The following is a 17,102-nucleotide window of genomic DNA, read 5'->3' as shown; positions in this document are numbered from 1 at the left end:
GAACGAAAGCGGCAAGGTCCGCGAGGGATAGCACGACTTGGCGCCAAATCTGACCAGCTTCAAAGACGACGCCCTGATTGCATTCGACAATCTCACCGATCGTGCATCGGGCCTCGTCAATCCCTCTATCCGGCTGGGCGTCACCGGGCTTTCGAGAGCCGGAAAGACCGTCTTCATCTCGTCGCTGGTCCACAATCTCCTCAACGGCGGACGGCTGCCGGTGTTCGAGCCGGTGCGCTCCGGCCGCGTCTCGAAGATAAGGCTTGAACCCCAGCCGGACGACGCCGTGCCGCGCTTTCAGTACGAGGATCACATTGCCGCCCTGGTGCGCGATCGTATCTGGCCGGATTCGACCCGCGCGATCTCGCAGCTTCGCATTACCCTCGATTTCGAGAGCGCCAGCGGCTGGAACAGGCTGTTCTCGGCCGGCCGGCTGTCGCTCGATATCGTCGATTATCCCGGTGAATGGTTACTTGATCTGCCGCTACTCGCACAGGATTTCAAGCAGTTCAGCGACAATTCGGTTGCCCGCGCCCGTGCTCCGGGCCGCGCCAACCGGTCGGCGGATTGGCTGACGCTTGCCTCATCTGCGGGACCAACGGCGATCGCCGATGAAAGCAGCGCGCGCCGGCTCGCCGAAAGCTTCACCGCCTACCTCAAAGCCTGCAAGGCGGACGCGAGCTCGCCCTCGACCCTGCCGCCCGGTCGCTTCCTGATGCCGGGCGATCTCGAGGGCTCACCTGCCCTGACCTTCTCGCCACTGCCCGACCTGCCCGAGGGCCGTGCGCCGAAAGGTTCGCTCTGGGCGATGATGGAGCGCCGCTACGAAGCCTACAAGAAGCACGTCGTCGGCCCGTTCTTCCGCGAGCATTTTGCTCGGCTCGACCGTCAGATCGTGTTGGTGGATGCGCTACAGGCGATCAATGGCGGGCCGGAAGCGCTGCTCGATCTGGAGCAGGCGCTGGCCGACGTGCTCGCCTGCTTCCGTCCCGGCACGAACAGCTGGCTCTCGTCTTTCCTGACCCGACGGATCGACAAGGTGCTGATCGCCGCGACGAAGGCGGACCATCTGCACCACGAAAGCCACGATCGGTTGGAGCGCATCACGGCGCGTCTCGTCAGCCGGGCAGCCGCCCGCATCGGCATGAGCGGTGCGGGGCTCGAGGTCATGGCGATCGCCTCGGTCCGGGCGACACGCGAGGCCACGGTCGACCATGGAGGGCATACGCTTCCGGTTATCGTCGGAACACCGATCGCTGGCGAGAAGATCAACGGCGAGACCTTCGACGGTGAAGGGAAAACAGCGATATTTCCCGGTGACTTGCCGGATGATCCTGAAGTTTTTTTTAGGGCGCTTGATGCCGATGCGTCGGCGAAAAAATTCGGCGACGTGCACCCGATGCCCGAGCTCAGTTTCGTGCGCTTCCGGCCGCCGCATCTTGAAGAGACGGGCGGCGGATTGAAGCTGTCGGTGCCGCATATCCGGCTCGATCGGGCGATGCAGTTCCTGTTCGGAGACCGGTTGGCATGAGTGACGATTTCAACAGCCGTGGCCGAAAGCCCGGTGCTTTTTCGGTGAACCCGGATCCGGAGCAGAAGCCGGCGGAAAGCGACCGCCCCCGCCGCGCCCCGGCGAGCTTCGACGACAAGGTGGTGATGACCCCCGACACGGAGGATCCCTTCCGGGAAACGACGCTTGGCGTCGAAAGCCTCGCTTTGCCGGAGGCAAACCCGCGCAGGCGTCGCCTGTCCGTCGGCAAGATCGCCATGGGGGCATTCGGCATTCTCCTCTCGCTGGCGACGGGTCTTTGGGTCGACCGCCTCATCCGCGACCTGTTTTCCCGCGCCGACTGGCTCGGCTATGCCGCAATGGGTATCGTTGCCATCGGGCTCCTGGCACTGCTGGTAGTCATTGGCCGCGAGCTTTCAGGCATGATGCAACTGACTGCCGTCCAGAGCTTGAAGACGGAAACGGAGAATGCCGCCGCTTCCGGCAATACCAAGCTGGCACGGTCCGCTTCGGAAAAACTCGTCCATCTTCTCGCCACCAATCCGCGCACGGCACGCGGTCGTACGCGCCTTAAGGAAACCGAAGGCGAAATCATCGATGGCCCGCATCTGCTTGACCTGACGGAGCGCGAATTGTTGACGCCGCTCGATCGCGAGGCCCGGCGCATCATTCTCGCCGCTTCCAAGCGCGTGTCGATCGTCACCGCCGTCAGCCCCCGCGCGCTCGTCGATCTCGGCTATGTGCTTTATGAATCCGCTCGCATGATCCGCGCGATGGCCGAGCTTTATGGCGGCCGCCCCGGTACGCTCGGCATGATCAGGCTGATGCGCGACGTTATCGCCCATCTCGCTGTCACCGGCTCGATCGCCGCCGGTGACAGCCTCATCCAGCAGGTGCTTGGCCACGGCTTGGCGTCAAAACTCTCGGCCCGGCTCGGCGAAGGCGTAATCAATGGACTGATGACCGCCCGCATCGGCATCGCTGCCATGGACCTTTGCCGACCGATGCCTTTCAGAGCACTGAAACGTCCCGGGATCGGCGACTTTCTTTCGGACCTCGCGCCCGGTGCCGGTCGCGCGGCTAGTCAGAACGGCGACGTCTAGAAACGACTGCATGTTTCCTAAAACCTACCCGACTTAAGGATGAAAACATGCAGAAATTCAAAGTGCTTCAGCGACCTTTGCGCGTCTGAAAAGACGCGCGGCCTGTAGAACTAGATGCCCGCATACCACTCATAGCCCAAGTCTTCCCAGAAGCCGCCGCGTCCACGACCGAACGTCGAAAGATCCGCAACGACCTCGATGGCACTGATGTACTTCGCCATCTTGTAGCCGAGCTGCCGCTCGATGCGCACTCGAAGCGGCGCGCCATTGGCGACCGGAAGTGACCGTCCGTTCAATCCATAGGCAAGGATCGTCTGCGGATGGCGCGCATCGATGAGGTCGATCGATTCGTAGTAGGCCGTCGGTCCGGAAAGCCCGAGACCCATGCGATCGAAGCAATGGAAGACGACATAACGCGCTTCCGGTCTGATCTTGGCTTCATCAAGTACCTTGGCAAGCGGAACGCCCGACCATTTGGCGATGCAACTCCAGCCCTCGACACAGTCGTGGCGGGTGATCTGTGTCCGCGACGGCATGTTGCGCAATTCGGCCAATGTCAGGCTGAGCGGCTTTTCGACCAAACCGGTGACGCCGAGGCGGTATCCGGAAAAATCCTGCTGGAGGGCGATATACTCCGGGTCGGTCGGATCGGTCGAGCCGTTCGGCCGTTGTCCCTGGCGGATTTCGCTTTCGGCGAACTCAGGCGCCAGCCGGTCCGCGTCCATCAATAGCCGCTGTACCCGATAAGTCAGGCTGTTCGCCGATGCCAGGACATCACGGACCGGGCTTCTGTTTTGCAGGATTCCATCGAATGCATCACAACCTGCAAGAGGCAACGTCGAGGCGGCAATGCCGGCGGCGGTCAAAAAGCGCCTGCGATTGATCAGAAGCCGCGTCATTGCCCTGCCTCCTTGCGCTGCGCCTCGCTATCGATGCGGTAACGCCCTGTTATCATCGAGCGCAATTCGTTGATCGGCCCGGCGGCAAAAACCATGAAGATGTGTATGGCGAAGAAGCCCACGAGCAAAAGCATGACGACGAAGTGGATCGTGCGTGCCGTCTGTCGACCGGCAAAGACGTCGATCAACCATGGCCAGGCCGCGTCCATGCCCGGCGACATCGTCAGCCCCGTCAGGATCATCAACGGAAAAAAGACGAGCAAAACAGCGGCATAGGAGAGTTTCTGCAAGCCATTGTAGCTGCGGCCGTGATCGAATCGGAACCGCACGTGGTTGACGAAACTTCGTGGCAGGCCGCTGATATCGGAGGCCGATGGCAGGATGTCGCGCCACAGGTGCCCGTTGATCAGGCTCGCAACCAACCAGACAAGAAAGACGGTCGCAAAAAGCCACGCGAAGAAGAAATGTATCACCCGGCCCGTCGCCAGGTCTTGATAAGAAGGCACCGTTAGCCAGGCTGGAAATGCCCTGTAGTCACGCCGGTCTGCGGCGCCGCTGACCCGGAGAACACCCGTCGTGTCGACCCCCCGGCCGAGCAGCGTCGTCACGCCCCTGACCTCTCCATCTTGCGTCCGGGCGGCGCTGATGGACAGCACGCCGTTGTCGAAGGCAAAGCCCGATTGCTGCCCAAGATAAAGCGTCGGGTGGGCGTTGAAGATCTGCAGGCCACTCAGGAGCAGGAAGAACAATGCCAGTGCCCACAGCCAATGGGTCAGCCGCGTGGCAAGTCCGTGGCGGCGGATTATGAGTGCCTGCGAGATGTCCGTTTCCGGGGTGGTGCTGTTGATCGCCGCTGCCATCATGAAACCTCCGCGTTTCAAGTGGATACGTACGCCGTTGCGATAGAGTTTCATAAACACGTCTGCGCGCATCGTAGCACATGACGGTGAGGCCGCCGTGACTGCCTTGCAGCCATCCGATCTGCGGCGCACAGAGCGCATCACCGACACAAAGAAGCCTTGATATCAGCCCGAAAGAAACCGTCCATTAACCATTTGCGCGCAAATGTGGCTCCTAGTTTCGGACGTTGACCCATCAAGGATCGTTTATGTTCTCGCGCCCTTCTTTGATCGCTCGCGGCGCTGCCGCCTTCGCGCTCGCAGCAACCGTCGGCGTTGCTACGCCAGCCATTTCCGGTGGCAAGGACAAGGCTTTCTTCGAGAAAGTCTCCGGCCAGTGGAAGGGCCCCGGCGAGATCGTCGCCGGGAAATACAAGGGCACCAAGTTCACCTGCGATCTCGCCGGCGAACCGGTTGCCGGCAATGATGCCGGCATCAAGCTCGACGGCTTCTGCCGCGTCGGCGTGTTCAAGCAACCGATGTCGGCGCTGATCACCCAGAAGGGCGGCAGCTACACCGGAAAATTTCTCGACGGCGCTGATGGCAAGGGTCTCGACGTAGTCTCCGGCAACGTCGCCAAGGACAAGGTCGTCGTCGGCATCAACCGCAAGAAGCTGAACGGCGCGATGATCGCCCGGCTCCAGAACGACTCGACCATGAACATCACCATCTCGGTGAAGGTCGAGGATACAATGGTGCCGGTGATCGGCGTCAGTCTCAACCGCCAGCTCGACAACATCGCCGTCGGCTCGATCAAGTAGACGACAGTCCAGATTGCGGAGAAAAGCCCCGGCCAAACGCTGGGGCTTTTCTTTTTGTGCTACTCGAACTCAGGCCCCTGCCCGCCACCAGCCCCTGTCTTCGTCCACCACCTCGATGCCGGTGACGTCGGCATCCGCCAGCCAGTCTTCGACCCGCCGTCCGTTCACACGCATGCCGGAGGCAAAGTCCGCAAGCGGCATCAGGACGAAACCGCGCGCAGTCATGCGCGGATGTGGTAGCTCCAGCTTGGTCTCGGTCTGGGACAGGTCGCCGAAGGTGAGGACATCGATGTCGATCGTGCGCGGGCCCCAGCGTTCGTCGCGCACCCGCTTCATCTGCCGCTCGATATCAAGGCAGGCGTCCAGCAATGCCTCCGGGCCGAGCAACGTTTCGACTTCGGCGCAGGCGTTGAAGAACCAGTCCTGATCGGTCTTGCCCCAGGGTGGTGTCCGATACAGACGCGAAACGGCCCGAACCGCGCAATCCGGCCTGGCATCGAGCATCTGCAATGCATCTGCCATGGCCCTTCTCGGCTCGCCCAGGTTTCCGCCAAGTCCCAAAGTTGCGATATGCCCGCTCATCTCAGGCGACGTGCTCGACCGTGACTTCGACATAATCGAGAATTCCGGGAACCGGTGCATTCGGCTTGCGGACGGAGACCTTGGCACGCCGGACCTGCGGAAAACGCACGCACAGGGTCTTTGCGACCTCGAGCGCCAGCGCCTCGATCAGATAGCGCCGCCGACCGGTGACGATGCGCTCGATTTCGGTAAAGGCGATGCCGTAATGCACGGTGTCGTCGATCGAATCATCGACCAGCGCCGAGCCTTGCTCCACTTCAAGCTCCGCATCGACGAAAAACCGTTGCCCGAGGAATTCTTCCTCGTCGAGAACGCCATGGCGCGCAAAGAAGGCACAGTTTTTCAGGGTGATCGTATAGGTCGCGCTCATGGTTTTCCGTCCCGTCAGCTCTTCTTTGCACCCAGCATAGCATCCGCCACCATCAGCGCATCCCTGCTGTTTGCGACATCATGTACGCGGAAAATGGCCGCACCCGCCATGCGTAGCAGGGCCGTGGTCGCCGCGGTGGCGGCATCGCGGTCCGCCGGCTCTCGTTCGGTGACAGCACCAAGGAACCGCTTGCGTGACGTGCCGACCAGAAAAGGCAGCTCGAAACGGTGCAATTCGGTAAACCGCGCCATCAGTTCGAGGTTCTCTTCCGTGTCCTTGGCAAAGCCGAAGCCCGGATCAAGCACGATCCGTTCGCGTTCGATGCCGGCTTCTGCCGCGATCTGCAGCGAGCGGTCTAGGAAATGGAACTGGTCGTCCACCACATCGGCAAGCTTCTGGCGATCGCGGCCTGTGTGCATGATGCAGAGCCCGGCGCCCGTCTGCGCAGCAACCCGCGCGATATCCGGTTCGCGCTGAAGGCCGTGCACGTCGTTGATGATGTGGGCGCCAGCGTCGACGGCAAGCCGTGCGGTCTCTGCCCTATAGGTATCGACTGAAATGAGCGCATCGGTGTCGCGCGCCAATGCCGCGATGACCGGAAAGATCCGGTTCTGTTCCTCTTTGGCACTCACGGGCGCTGCGTCCGGTCTGGTCGATTCACCGCCAACATCGAGGATCAGGGCGCCGTCGTCGATGCAGCGCTTGCCCTGGACAACGGCTGCTGCCGTATCCGTGAAACGACCGCCATCGGAGAAAGAGTCGGGGGTAACATTGATGATCGCCATCAAAACGCCACGCGGCCCCAGTTCGAGACTACGGCCATGCGCCAGCTTCCAATGAAAATTTTGAAATGGATTGTAAGTCATTTCCCCTCACGATGCGCCGCAGACAACCATTTCGATTTGCTGTTGCACCCACGCTGGCTATGCCCCAAGCTTGATTGAAGTTCAACTAAAGAGAACTACGCATTGATGTCTCGAGTACGCGTTCCGTTCAAAGCCGCCCTTCTTGCCCTTCTGGTTGCCATGCCCTTGGGCTCTGCGTCCGGCGAAACGGTGATAAACAAGAGCTTTTCCTATTTCTCGATCGGCGGCCGCACGGCGGCGGACCTCGACAAAGCTCTGTCCAAAGCCGGGCCGATGATGAAATCGACGGGCGCGCGCCATCCGGGCGCGACGCGGATCAAGTTTGGCGGCACGATCACCTACGTCAATCGCGGCGGACGCTGCGCGGTCGGCGTCGCCCGCGTCACGCTCAGCACGCGCATCATCCTGCCGCGCTGGAAATATCGCAAGCAGGCCAGCCGCGACCTCGCTCTGGTCTGGGATACGTTGTCGAGCGATATCAAGCGGCACGAGGAACGCCACGCCGAGATCGCCCGCAACCACGCCCGCGAGATGGAGAAGATGTTTCTGGCCCTGAGGCCGCAGGCGGACTGCGAACAGATGCAAGAAAGCGTCACACGCGCCAGTACCGAAGCGATCGCCGCTCACGACAAGGACCAGGCCCGGTTCGACCGGACGGAGGCGGCCAATTTCGACAAGCGCATAATCCGATTGCTGCAATACCGGCTGGATGCGCTGAAGAAAACGCAGCGCTAGACAGGTCGCTGTTCAACGGTCACGACCGACATAAGCATAGCCGGAATATACTTTGAGGCGACCTGTTCAACGAGTGCGCACCCACAGTATTTTATTGGTGAAATCTAGCGATAGCTACAGCTGAGCGACTCGCTTATATTCAGAATATGGAACGTGGGGGCGAATTGAAATCCAACCCTCCGTTGTCGAAAGGAATTTGGCGGACCATCATGGTCTTGCACGACGTATAAATATTGCCGTTACTTGAGTTCAGCAGTGTCGTTTCGTTTCTTTAAGCGCAAAGCTCGACGACGCAGCAAATACAGGTTCTCCTGGCGTGTCTTCATGCAGCAGATGTTCCCTCCCTCATCTGCGTGCGATGCGCCCTCCTAGCCTCGCTCGTCACACGACCAGCGAGGCGCTTTTTTGGCAAACATGACATCAATAGATCGATAGACTGAAGATGGGCGCCAACGGCCAGCGATCAGGCCTGGCGTTCGGGCACGTGCACGACGAGCCCGTCCAGCGCATCGCTGACCTTGATCTGACAGGAAAGCCGCGAGGTCGGACGGACATCATAGGCGAAATCCAGCATGTCCTCTTCCATCGCTTCCGGAGCGCCGACGACAGCCGTCCAGGCATCGTCGACATAGACATGACAGGTGGCACAGGCACAGGCCCCGCCACACTCCGCTTCGACACCCGGAACCGAATTGCGAACGGCGTTCTCCATGACGGTCGAGCCGTTCTCGACATCGAGTTCGTGGCGCGTGCCATCAAAGGCAACGATCGTAAGTTTTGTCATGTCACTTTCCGGAATAAGCTGATGGGACTGGCCGATTGCGCAAAGCCGCGCGGGGCGGCGGGCGCGAATTCAGGGAAAGTTCTTCCAACAATTCGGCCATCCAGTCAACAACAGCCGGCAGTTGCATCGCGGACGCGGCGTTTCAGCGCGGGCCGCGATGCACCTTTGTGGCTCGCTGCAATCAGCGGCAGAGCTTCAGGATAAACAGTTCAGCCTCAAGCACGCTCTCTGCAAGAACGTCGGGCAAAGCCGCATCGGTCGGACGCTGTTCGATCGCGCCGGCCGCAGCAGCGACGTCGACGGCGCCGACAGCGAGTGCGGCCCCCTTCAACTGATGGGCCGCCTGGGCACGTCCATTCACGTCGCCATCGGTGATTTCCTTCATCACCTTGCGTGCCTGACGGGCGAACAATTGCAGCACTTCGATTTCGAGCGCCTTGTCTCCCATTGTCTGCGCGGCAAGGTGGGCAAAATCGATGGGCTTCTTGCCGGAAAGAGAAGAGCTACCCGGAGTGTCGGGAGCTTCGAAGGCAATTCTGAGGGCCGCCATGAGCCAATTTCCCTATTGTTTGTATGCTGTTGGTCTTTATCCGACGCCGTCCCGCGACATTCGCGGTCCAATTGCCATGGGCGGCACGGACACCGTGACCGACGACGCCTGTTCACCAAGCTTCGTCGCCGGACGATCGCTACGGTTTGCGAGCTATCATCCTCCACGGGCGGGCGCTGCTATCGGCTTAAAACGGGGCGCAATATAGGCAGGAATCTGGGAAAATGGTTAACGCTCGTTAAACCTCCTGATTTCCTTGCCTTTTCCGACCTAAACCCCTTTGCCACATTAAGAATTCATTAGGATTTTAATGAAGCTGGAGTGCTCTTAATTGTAACAACCGGGCTAATGTGTCACTACGATACGGTTAGGAACGGGCTTGCGTACGAAAATGGCAACCGTTCCGGTGGATAAGCTGTGCGAGTGGTGCCCTCGAGGGTCAATTCCGACTATCCATCGAGGAAATGCAGTGGTGTTCAGTAGGGTATTGCGTAGATGTGATGCGCGTATCTTGCCGTCACCGCCCCGGTGAAGTCAGTGCCTGGCCGCAATCGCGGATCAAATGGACACGCTTCATCGCAGGCAAAAGGTAATGAGGCGTATCCCTATGGCGACGAAGAAGAGCAACGAGTCAATTGATGAAAAGGCCTTCCAGGCTCTGGAAGCGGCCCTTAAGATCGATTTTGACGAGCTTAAGTCGAGCCCTAACGACAAGACTTCCTTGGATAATCCGGAGGAAAATGTGTCTGACTCCACTAATCAGGCTGCTCAGCCCGATCACAGCCGAAATGCCAAGCCTCAGCAGGAAGCCCCCCGCGCCGCGCGAGCAAATGACGCCGCACGCGGGCTCGCTCCTGAACCTGCGCCAAAGTCGCCTCCCCTTTCTCCGGCAAACGACGATGGGCGCCGCTCTCCGGCTGCCATGTTGCGCGCCCTCGACGTTCGCTCGAACCGCGCCGCCATCCGTGTCGCAGCCCTCGTTTCGGTGATCTGGGCCGTGGCCGGCATCGGTGTCGCCAACCTGCTCTATGGCCCACAGATCTGGCAGATCCGCTCGCTGAGCGATCTCGCTGCCACCCCGGGTGCCGTCGGCGTCGCCATTGGCATCGCGCTGCCGATCATGCTCTTCTTCTCCTTCGCCATCATGATCGCCCGCGCGCAGGAACTGCGCAACGCCGCGCGCTCCATGGCCGAAGTGGCATTGCGCCTGGCCGAACCGGAAACTGCGGCCGCCGACCGGGTCATGACCGTCGGTCAGGCCGTTCGCCGCGAAGTCTCGGCGATGAACGAAGGCATCGAGCGCACGATTGCGCGCGCCACCGAACTCGAAACGCTGGTTCACTCCGAGGTGAATGCGCTCGAGCGCAGCTACAGCGAAAACGAACTGCGCGTGCGTACGCTGGTTCAGGAGCTGGGCCTTGAGCGCGAAGCCATCATCGGCCACTCCGAGCGCATCCGCTCGACCATCGCCGGTGCGCATGGCAAGCTGAAGGACGATCTCGACCAGGCCGGCGAAGACATCGCCTCGCGCATCGCCATCTCCGGCGAGGCTTTTGCCTCGCTGATCGACACGCGGGCAGCGGCACTCAGCGAAAAGTCCGACACGGCGCTGCAGAACATCAGCACCATGCTGTCGAACCGCACGGACTCGCTCCTTTCCGGCCTGACGGCAGCCGGCCTCGGCCTCAGCAGCGAATTCGACACCCGCCTCGACCAGCTGAGCGATACGCTGACAAAGCGCGGCGAGCAGCTGCTCGGCCAGTTCGAGACCCGCGCCTCCTCGCTCGATGCTAACACTGAAAAGCTGAATGCCGCGCTGAACGAGCGCGCCCGCCAGCTCAATGAAACGCTGATTGCCCGCACCCGCGACCTCAACGAAAGCCTGAGCGTCGGTCAGCAGGCAATTGCCGGCGGCCTCGAAGACGTGCTCGCGACGCTCAACGCCACCCTCGACGAAAAGGGTGCGCATTTCCGCCAGAGCCTGCGCTCCAGCGCCGACGATGCCATCATGGATCTCGATCTGCGCGGCGGATTCTTCGAAGAAAAGCTGCAGACGACAGTCGGCCACCTTGCCACCGCCTTCGACGAACGCTTCCACGAGTTCGCATCGGCCTTCGACAAGCGCGCCAGCTTGCTCGACACCAAGCTGATGGAAAGCCTGCACCGCATCAACGAGACCGTCAGTGGCGGTTCGGATGCCATCGGTGGCGCGCTCGACAGCAGCATCGAGAAGATCGGCTCGGCGCTTTCGGATCAGTCGCTCACACTCGCGACAGCACTCGGCGCCACCCACGACTTCATCGAGGAGACGATCGGCAGCCGCACGTCCGATCTCAGCAACCTGATCGGCGGAGCCCATAGCCGCATCGACAGCGTTCTTTCCGAAAAGACCAGCAGCCTGATGGGCGCCTTGTCCGAGGCTCAGGATCGCATCGAGAACGGCTTTGGCCAGCGCGCAGATGCGCTTGCAAATGCACTGACATCAAGCGAACAGCGCCTGACCGAGGGCCTCGACACCCGCACGGCACAGTTCGTCGATGGCCTGCACGCGGCCCATGCCCGCATCGAGCAGACGCTGACCGGCTCGACCGACGAGATCACCAGCGCCATCGCGGCAAGCCAGCACCGCCTCGACAACACCCTGTCCGAGCGCACCCTTGCCCTTTCGACCGTGCTTTCGACCGGAACGGACGCGATCGAAGGTGCCGTCGGCGAAACGGCCGACCGGCTGGAGCGTGTTCTTTCGGAACGCAGCCAGGCGATTGCAGAAACCCTTTCGACCCAGACATCGGCACTCGACGGCGTTCTCGCCGATCGCTCCGCCCACATCACCTCGACGATGACGGCCCGCGCCAACGAAATGGCAGATTCCCTGAGCCGTCATGCCGAAGACGTCGCCGACAACCTCACCTTCCGCGCCACGGCCGTTGCCGAGACGATGACCGACCGTGTCGGTGAAATCGAACAGAAGCTTTCGGACAGCGTATCCCTCGTTGCCGAAAACCTCGGTGGCCGCGTCAGCCAGATCTCCGACACTCTTACCAACACCAGCGCTCGCATTGCCGAAGACCTCAGCGGCCGCGTGGGCAAGATCTCGGACGTCCTGACGGCCACCAGCGCCCAGATCGCCGAGGCGCTGACCGCGCGCACCACCGAGGCGACAGCCTCGCTCGCCGGCAAGGCGACGGAAATCGAACAGACGCTGACCGGCCGCGCCGAGCACCTGCGCGAAACACTCTCCTCGACCCACGAGCAGATTCGAGCCACGCTCGACGACCGGATCAACGCAATCAACCTCGCCGTCGACCAGGGCCGCGACCAGCTGGAAGGCATGTTGTCCGACCAGTCCGTGTCGATCGCCACCAGCCTTGCCACCAGCGCCAGCATGCTCGAAATGTCGCTCGAAGAGCGCCAAGCGGCACTTGCCGGCATCATCGACCGCAGCGGCGAAACGCTGGAAGCCCGCATGCGCTCGACGACCGGCAACATTGCCGAGCGCCTGGCGGAAACGGCCGGCCAGATCAGCCTCGCCGCCGACACGCTGACCAACCGCGTCGACATGTCGATCAACGGCCTCAACGACCGCCTTGACGACACCGGTCTGCGCATCGAGACAAGCCTTGGCGCGCTTGAAGAGCGCATGCGCGACAGTGCCGAAAATGTCGGTTCGATTGCCGATGCGGCGGGTGTTCGTGTCGAGACCCGTCTTGGCTCGCTCGAAGACCGTATGCGCGGCAGCGTCGATAATGTCAGCACGATCGTCGATGACACGGCCGCCCGCATCGAGACCCGTCTGGGTTCGCTCGAGGGGCGGATGCACGGGAGCGTCGATAAGGTCAGCGTCATCGTCGATGAAACCAGCAGCCTCATCGAATCTCGCCTCGGAACTTTGGAAGACCGCATCCGCGGCAGCGTCGGCAATGTCAACGCAATCGTCGACGACACCGGTATCCGCATCGAGGCCAGCATTGGCACCCTGGAGGATCGTATCCGCGACAGCGTCGGAAGCGTCAATGCCATCGTCGACGATACCGGCGCCAAGATCGAGACAAGTCTCGGTTCTCTGGAAAGCCGTATTCGAGGCAGTGTCGGCAGCGTCAATGCCTTGGTCGATGACACCGGTCTGCGCCTGGAAACGAGCCTCGGCTCGCTGGAGGATCGCGTCCGCGACAGCGTCGACAGTGTCAACGCTATCGTTGACAACGCCGGCCAGCGCATCGCCGACAGCCTCGGTGAGCGTTCCGGCGAGATCGACCGCGTCAGCGAGGAAGCCGCAAGCCGCATCTCCAGCGCCATCAATGCCGGTACGGACCGCATTGAAGAGCGCCTCGGCACCATGGACCGCGCCCTCAACATCGGCCTCGAAAACGTCAACCGCACGATCGAAGGCAAGGCTGCGGTGCTTGTCACCAGCCTGCGCGGCGCCGTCAGCGAAGCGACGCAGGAGATCGACGCCGAGGCCGGCCGGATCGAAGGCAAGACCGCGGACCTCATCAGCAACCTTCGCGGCGCAGTCGGCGATGTGGTCCAGGAACTCGACACCGAAGCCGCCCGCATCGGAGGCAAGGCTGCCGGTCTCGTCACCAGCCTTCGCGGTGCAGTCGGCGATGTTGCCCAGGAACTCGACACCGAAGCCGCCCGCATCGAAGGCAAGGCTGCCGGTCTCGTCACCAGCCTTCGCGGTGCAGTCGGCGATGTTGCCCAGGAACTTGACACTGAAGCCGCCCGCATCGAGGGCAAGGCTGCCGGTCTCGTCACCAGCCTTCGCGGCGCAGTCGGCGATGTTGCCCAGGAACTCGACACCGAAGCCGCCCGCATCGAGGGCAAGGCTGCCGGTCTCGTCACCAGCCTTCGCAGCGCGGTTAGCGAAGCAGCGCAGGACCTCGACGCGGAAGCGGCCCGTTCCGCCGGCCTTCTTTCCAAGGCTGGTCAGGACTTCGCCAATGTGCTGGCGGCCCGCAACGCCGACTTCGCAAATGCCATTGAGCAGACCGCCTCGACAACGGCCGCACGCCATGCCGAACTCGCCCGCTCGGTCGCCGATGCCTCTGACACCGCCACTGCACGCCTTGCCGCCACGCATGGCCAGGTTGCCAGCCACGCCCAGAACATCCAGCAGGGCTTGGCAGATGCCGAAAAGGCACTGGAAGCCCGTGGTGAGGCGATCCGCAGCACGCTCGACGATCGGACCCGCGAACTCAACTCGATGCTCGCCGGCCGCTCTATGGAACTGTCGCGCATCATCGACGAGCAGGCACGCCCGGTCATCGATCAATATGCCGCAACCGGCCGTGAGGCTGCCGAGCGCATCGCCAGCCTGACGAAGGACAGCACCGATCGCCTGCGCGCGGAAAATGCCGCATTGGTCAATGCCATTACCGAACGCACCGGCGAGACGCTCAACGCCATCTCGCTGCGCGCCGAGGAAACGGCAAAGGCGATGAAGATGGTCGAGAACCGTCTGCAGTCGACGGCCCTCGGCCTGATCGACCAGCTCGCCGCCAACAACACGGCGATCGCAACTGTCATCGACCAGGCAAGCGACAATCTCGGCGACATGGACCAGCGGCTGGAGGCTACGGCCACCCGATTCTCCGAAACCACGCGCCAGGCTTCCGACATGCTGTCGACCTCTACGCGCCTCATCGAAGGCAAGGTCGACAAGCTCTCGGACATCTCGGCCTCTACCCTGTCGCAGATCGGCGGCATCGTCGGCCGCTTCGAGGATCACTCCAAGGTGCTCGGCCAGGCCTCGGACCTGTTGGGCGCCGCCCAGTCGAACCTCGTCAGCACACTCGAGGAACGCCAGGATGCCTTGCGCACCCTGTCGGTCGGCCTCGTCCAGCGCTCGGAAGAAATCGAACGCACCATGCGTGCACTCGAAGGCTTCGTCGATGGTGCCTTCCAGCGTGCCGAAGAGCGCTCAGGTCTGGTTGCTGGTAATCTGCGTAGCGGCATCCAGCAATCCTTCTCGGATGTCGGCCGCCTGCTGTCGAGCACCGAACAGCGTGCAGCCGAAGCCGCCGAATCCATGCGCAATGCGCTGGCCCAGGCCGGCGACGAGGCTGGTGCCTCGGTCGAGGCAGTCTTCTCCCGCGCCGAAGAACGGTCGCGCCAGATTGCCGATACGCTGCGCTCCGGCGTCGAGACCTCGTTCGCCGACGTCAACAAGACGCTCTCGGCGGTCGAGGGCCGCGCGCTCGGCGCCTCCGAGGCGCTCCGCCAGGCGATCGCCAAGGTGGGCGAAGATGCGGGTTCCTCAATCGAGGGTGCATTCGCAACCGCCGAGGAACGCTCCAAGGAAGTGGCGTCCCGCCTGCGCGGCAGCGTCGCGTCGTCTGTCTCCGACGTCGAGCGCATGCTTAGCGAAAGTGGCAAGAAGTCCGACGGCGTCGCAATCCAGCTGCGCGACGCCGTTCGCGTGGCGATCGACGACGCCATCGGCCGCTTCAGCGGTGCGACCGACGATATCCGCCGCTCGGCCGGCGAGATCCGCAAGGAACTCGATATGACCCGCGAAGAGCTGAAGCGCAGCGCCTTCGACCTGCCCGAGGAAGCCAAGGAAAACGCCGCCGTCATGCGTCGTGCCGTGGCCGAGCAGATCAAGGCCCTGCAGGAGCTGTCGGAAATCATCGGCAAGTCCTCGACGCAGCTCGAAGTCGCCCAGCCGCTGCGCCAGCAGCCGGTTGCTGCCGCTGCTGTGGCTGCAGCGCCTGTCGCCCGTCCGGTCCAGCAGCCGGTCGCAGAGCCGCGTCGCCAGGATCCGGCGCCTGCCCTGCGCGGCAGCCTCGGCATCGAACAGGCGACCGTCCAGCAGCCTGCCCCGGCCCAGCCGGAAACGCAGGCCGTCACCAGCGAAGTCGCAGAAGGCGGTGGCTGGATGCGAGACCTGCTGCGTGCCGCGTCGCGGGAAGAAGCGCCGGCAGCCGCACCGCAGCGCCCGGCAGAAAGCCAGCCGGTTGCCCGCAGCGGCGATAACCGCAACCCGCGCCACGTGGTGGAATCGCTGAACTCGCTTTCGGTCGATATCGCCCGGGCCATCGACCACGACGCATCGGTCGACCTGTGGCGCCGCTACCAGCGCGGCGAGCGCGACGTCTTCACCCGCCGGCTCTATACGCTGAAGGGCCAGCAGACCTTCGACGAGATCAAGCGCAAGTACGACCGCGAGCCGGAATTCCGCACCGCCGTCGATCGCTACATCGCCGACTTCGAAAAGCTGCTCGCCGATGTCGCACGCAACGATCCGGACAAGCGCATCACCCAGACCTACCTTACATCCGACACGGGCAAGGTCTACACGATGCTCGCCCACGCCGCCGGCCGCTTCAACTAAGAGGCAGCCCGACCGGCAAGATTTGACGGCCCCATCGCAAGGTGGGGCCGTTTTCACATGTGTCGTCCACAGCGGAAGCGCGCAACAGGTTCGCGTCCGCATCGAGGGCTTCGAGATGTTCTGCATCGACCCAGTGTGACCCACGGCGCGATGACGGTCGTTGTGTGCCTTACCCAGATACCGCATTGTATCCGGATACCACACTGTCGAACCCAAAATCCCTGCCGCATCATCACCGCCGATCTTCCCCAACCACCCGGTGCCGTCGGGCGCCGAGGATCGACATTGAAAAGTGGCGCGTCGGTGCCAGCACAGTGCCGTTGGCGGCGGCACAGTGCCCTAAGTTCAAGGATGCGCGGCATCGCCAATGTTACGGCGCAAGCACGCCCCAGGAGCGGAAGCCGCTTCACTAGTCCCATTTGAATGGCAGAGTTACTCCACGCGCGTTGCGCGCCAACGTGGGCAGCTTACCGGCGGCTACCTACGGCAAACTGCCGTACTACATCACCGCCGATGCTGCCGAGGTGGCGGAGTACCAAGCACCCAACGGATGACCCTTTCATAGCGTCGGCTGGCCGACGCCATTGTCCACAAGAGTATCCCGCAGCCAATCTTGGCGGTGTGGGCCGGAGTGCAGGAGAACGGCGTTTGCCGCACCGTCGACCACAATCGAGAAAGGCGCGGTTCGAGCTTGGAAAAGCCCGGGC

General features: G+C 62.3%; 12 protein-coding genes. 5 read left to right on the top strand and 7 right to left on the bottom strand.

What is annotated here, in order from left to right:
• The first annotated feature begins 37 nt into the window (after positions 1–37).
• Both IB264_RS10730 and IB264_RS10725 read left to right on the top strand, forming a co-directional pair.
• Complete coding sequence (locus tag IB264_RS10730) at positions 38–1,531, top strand: YcjX family protein (protein ID WP_025427183.1); 1,494 nt, start codon at positions 38–40, stop codon at positions 1,529–1,531.
• Entirely contained in the window at positions 1,528–2,613 is a 1,086-nt protein-coding gene (locus tag IB264_RS10725; protein WP_025427184.1) for a YcjF family protein, read from the top strand. The genes IB264_RS10730 and IB264_RS10725 overlap by 4 nt, the downstream gene beginning before the upstream one ends.
• 110 nt (positions 2,614–2,723) lie before the next feature.
• On the opposite strand, the gene IB264_RS10720 is transcribed toward IB264_RS10725, so the two are convergent.
• On the bottom strand, positions 2,724–3,512 hold the full coding sequence (locus tag IB264_RS10720) for a molybdopterin-binding protein (protein ID WP_025427185.1): 789 nt from the start codon (positions 3,510–3,512) through the stop codon (positions 2,724–2,726).
• Positions 3,509–4,375, bottom strand: a complete 867-nt coding sequence (locus IB264_RS10715) for a cytochrome b/b6 domain-containing protein (RefSeq protein ID WP_025427186.1) — start codon at positions 4,373–4,375, stop codon at positions 3,509–3,511. Before IB264_RS10715 ends, IB264_RS10720 begins: the two co-directional genes overlap by 4 nt.
• A 245-nt stretch (positions 4,376–4,620) precedes the next feature.
• On the opposite strand from IB264_RS10715, the gene IB264_RS10710 reads away from it, so the two are divergent.
• Positions 4,621–5,172: a hypothetical protein gene (locus tag IB264_RS10710; protein ID WP_025427187.1), complete on the top strand. Its 552-nt coding sequence runs from the start codon at positions 4,621–4,623 to the stop codon at positions 5,170–5,172.
• 69 nt (positions 5,173–5,241) lie between these two features.
• Here IB264_RS10710 and folK read toward each other — a convergent pair whose 3' ends face one another.
• From folK to folP, 3 genes are read right to left on the bottom strand one after another with little or no spacing between them, the layout of a single operon-like run.
• A complete protein-coding gene (folK, locus tag IB264_RS10705; protein ID WP_371412279.1) occupies positions 5,242–5,787 on the bottom strand; it encodes a 2-amino-4-hydroxy-6-hydroxymethyldihydropteridine diphosphokinase in 546 nt (181 codons plus the stop codon).
• The gene (gene folB / locus IB264_RS10700; protein ID WP_025427189.1) at positions 5,756–6,124 is read right to left on the bottom strand and encodes a dihydroneopterin aldolase; all 369 of its coding nucleotides are present in this window, start codon (positions 6,122–6,124) and stop codon (positions 5,756–5,758) included. Before folB ends, folK begins: the two co-directional genes overlap by 32 nt.
• 14 nt (positions 6,125–6,138) lie before the next feature.
• Positions 6,139–6,990: a dihydropteroate synthase gene (gene folP / locus IB264_RS10695; RefSeq protein ID WP_025427190.1), complete on the bottom strand. Its 852-nt coding sequence runs from the start codon at positions 6,988–6,990 to the stop codon at positions 6,139–6,141.
• Positions 6,991–7,095: 105 nt separating this feature from the next.
• On the opposite strand from folP, the gene IB264_RS10690 reads away from it, so the two are divergent.
• Complete coding sequence (locus IB264_RS10690; RefSeq protein ID WP_025427191.1) at positions 7,096–7,725, top strand: DUF922 domain-containing Zn-dependent protease; 630 nt, start codon at positions 7,096–7,098, stop codon at positions 7,723–7,725.
• A 463-nt stretch (positions 7,726–8,188) separates the two neighbouring features.
• On the opposite strand, the gene IB264_RS10685 is transcribed toward IB264_RS10690, so the two are convergent.
• Together IB264_RS10685 and IB264_RS10680 are read right to left on the bottom strand one after the other, a co-directional pair.
• Positions 8,189–8,509: a 2Fe-2S iron-sulfur cluster-binding protein gene (locus tag IB264_RS10685; protein WP_025427192.1), complete on the bottom strand. Its 321-nt coding sequence runs from the start codon at positions 8,507–8,509 to the stop codon at positions 8,189–8,191.
• A 181-nt stretch (positions 8,510–8,690) separates the two neighbouring features.
• The gene (locus tag IB264_RS10680; protein WP_025427193.1) at positions 8,691–9,059 is read right to left on the bottom strand and encodes an Hpt domain-containing protein; all 369 of its coding nucleotides are present in this window, start codon (positions 9,057–9,059) and stop codon (positions 8,691–8,693) included.
• Between the two features lie 607 nt (positions 9,060–9,666).
• Here IB264_RS10680 and IB264_RS10675 point away from each other — a divergent pair.
• On the top strand, positions 9,667–16,395 hold the full coding sequence (locus tag IB264_RS10675; RefSeq protein ID WP_057214317.1) for a kinesin: 6,729 nt from the start codon (positions 9,667–9,669) through the stop codon (positions 16,393–16,395).
• Positions 16,396–17,102: the final 707 nt, after the last annotated feature.

The sequence above is a fragment of the Ensifer sp. ENS11 genome (assembly GCF_014851895.1).
GTDB lineage: Bacteria > Pseudomonadota > Alphaproteobacteria > Rhizobiales > Rhizobiaceae > Ensifer > Ensifer canadensis.
This window is presented reverse-complemented; position numbering and strand designations above follow the sequence as displayed.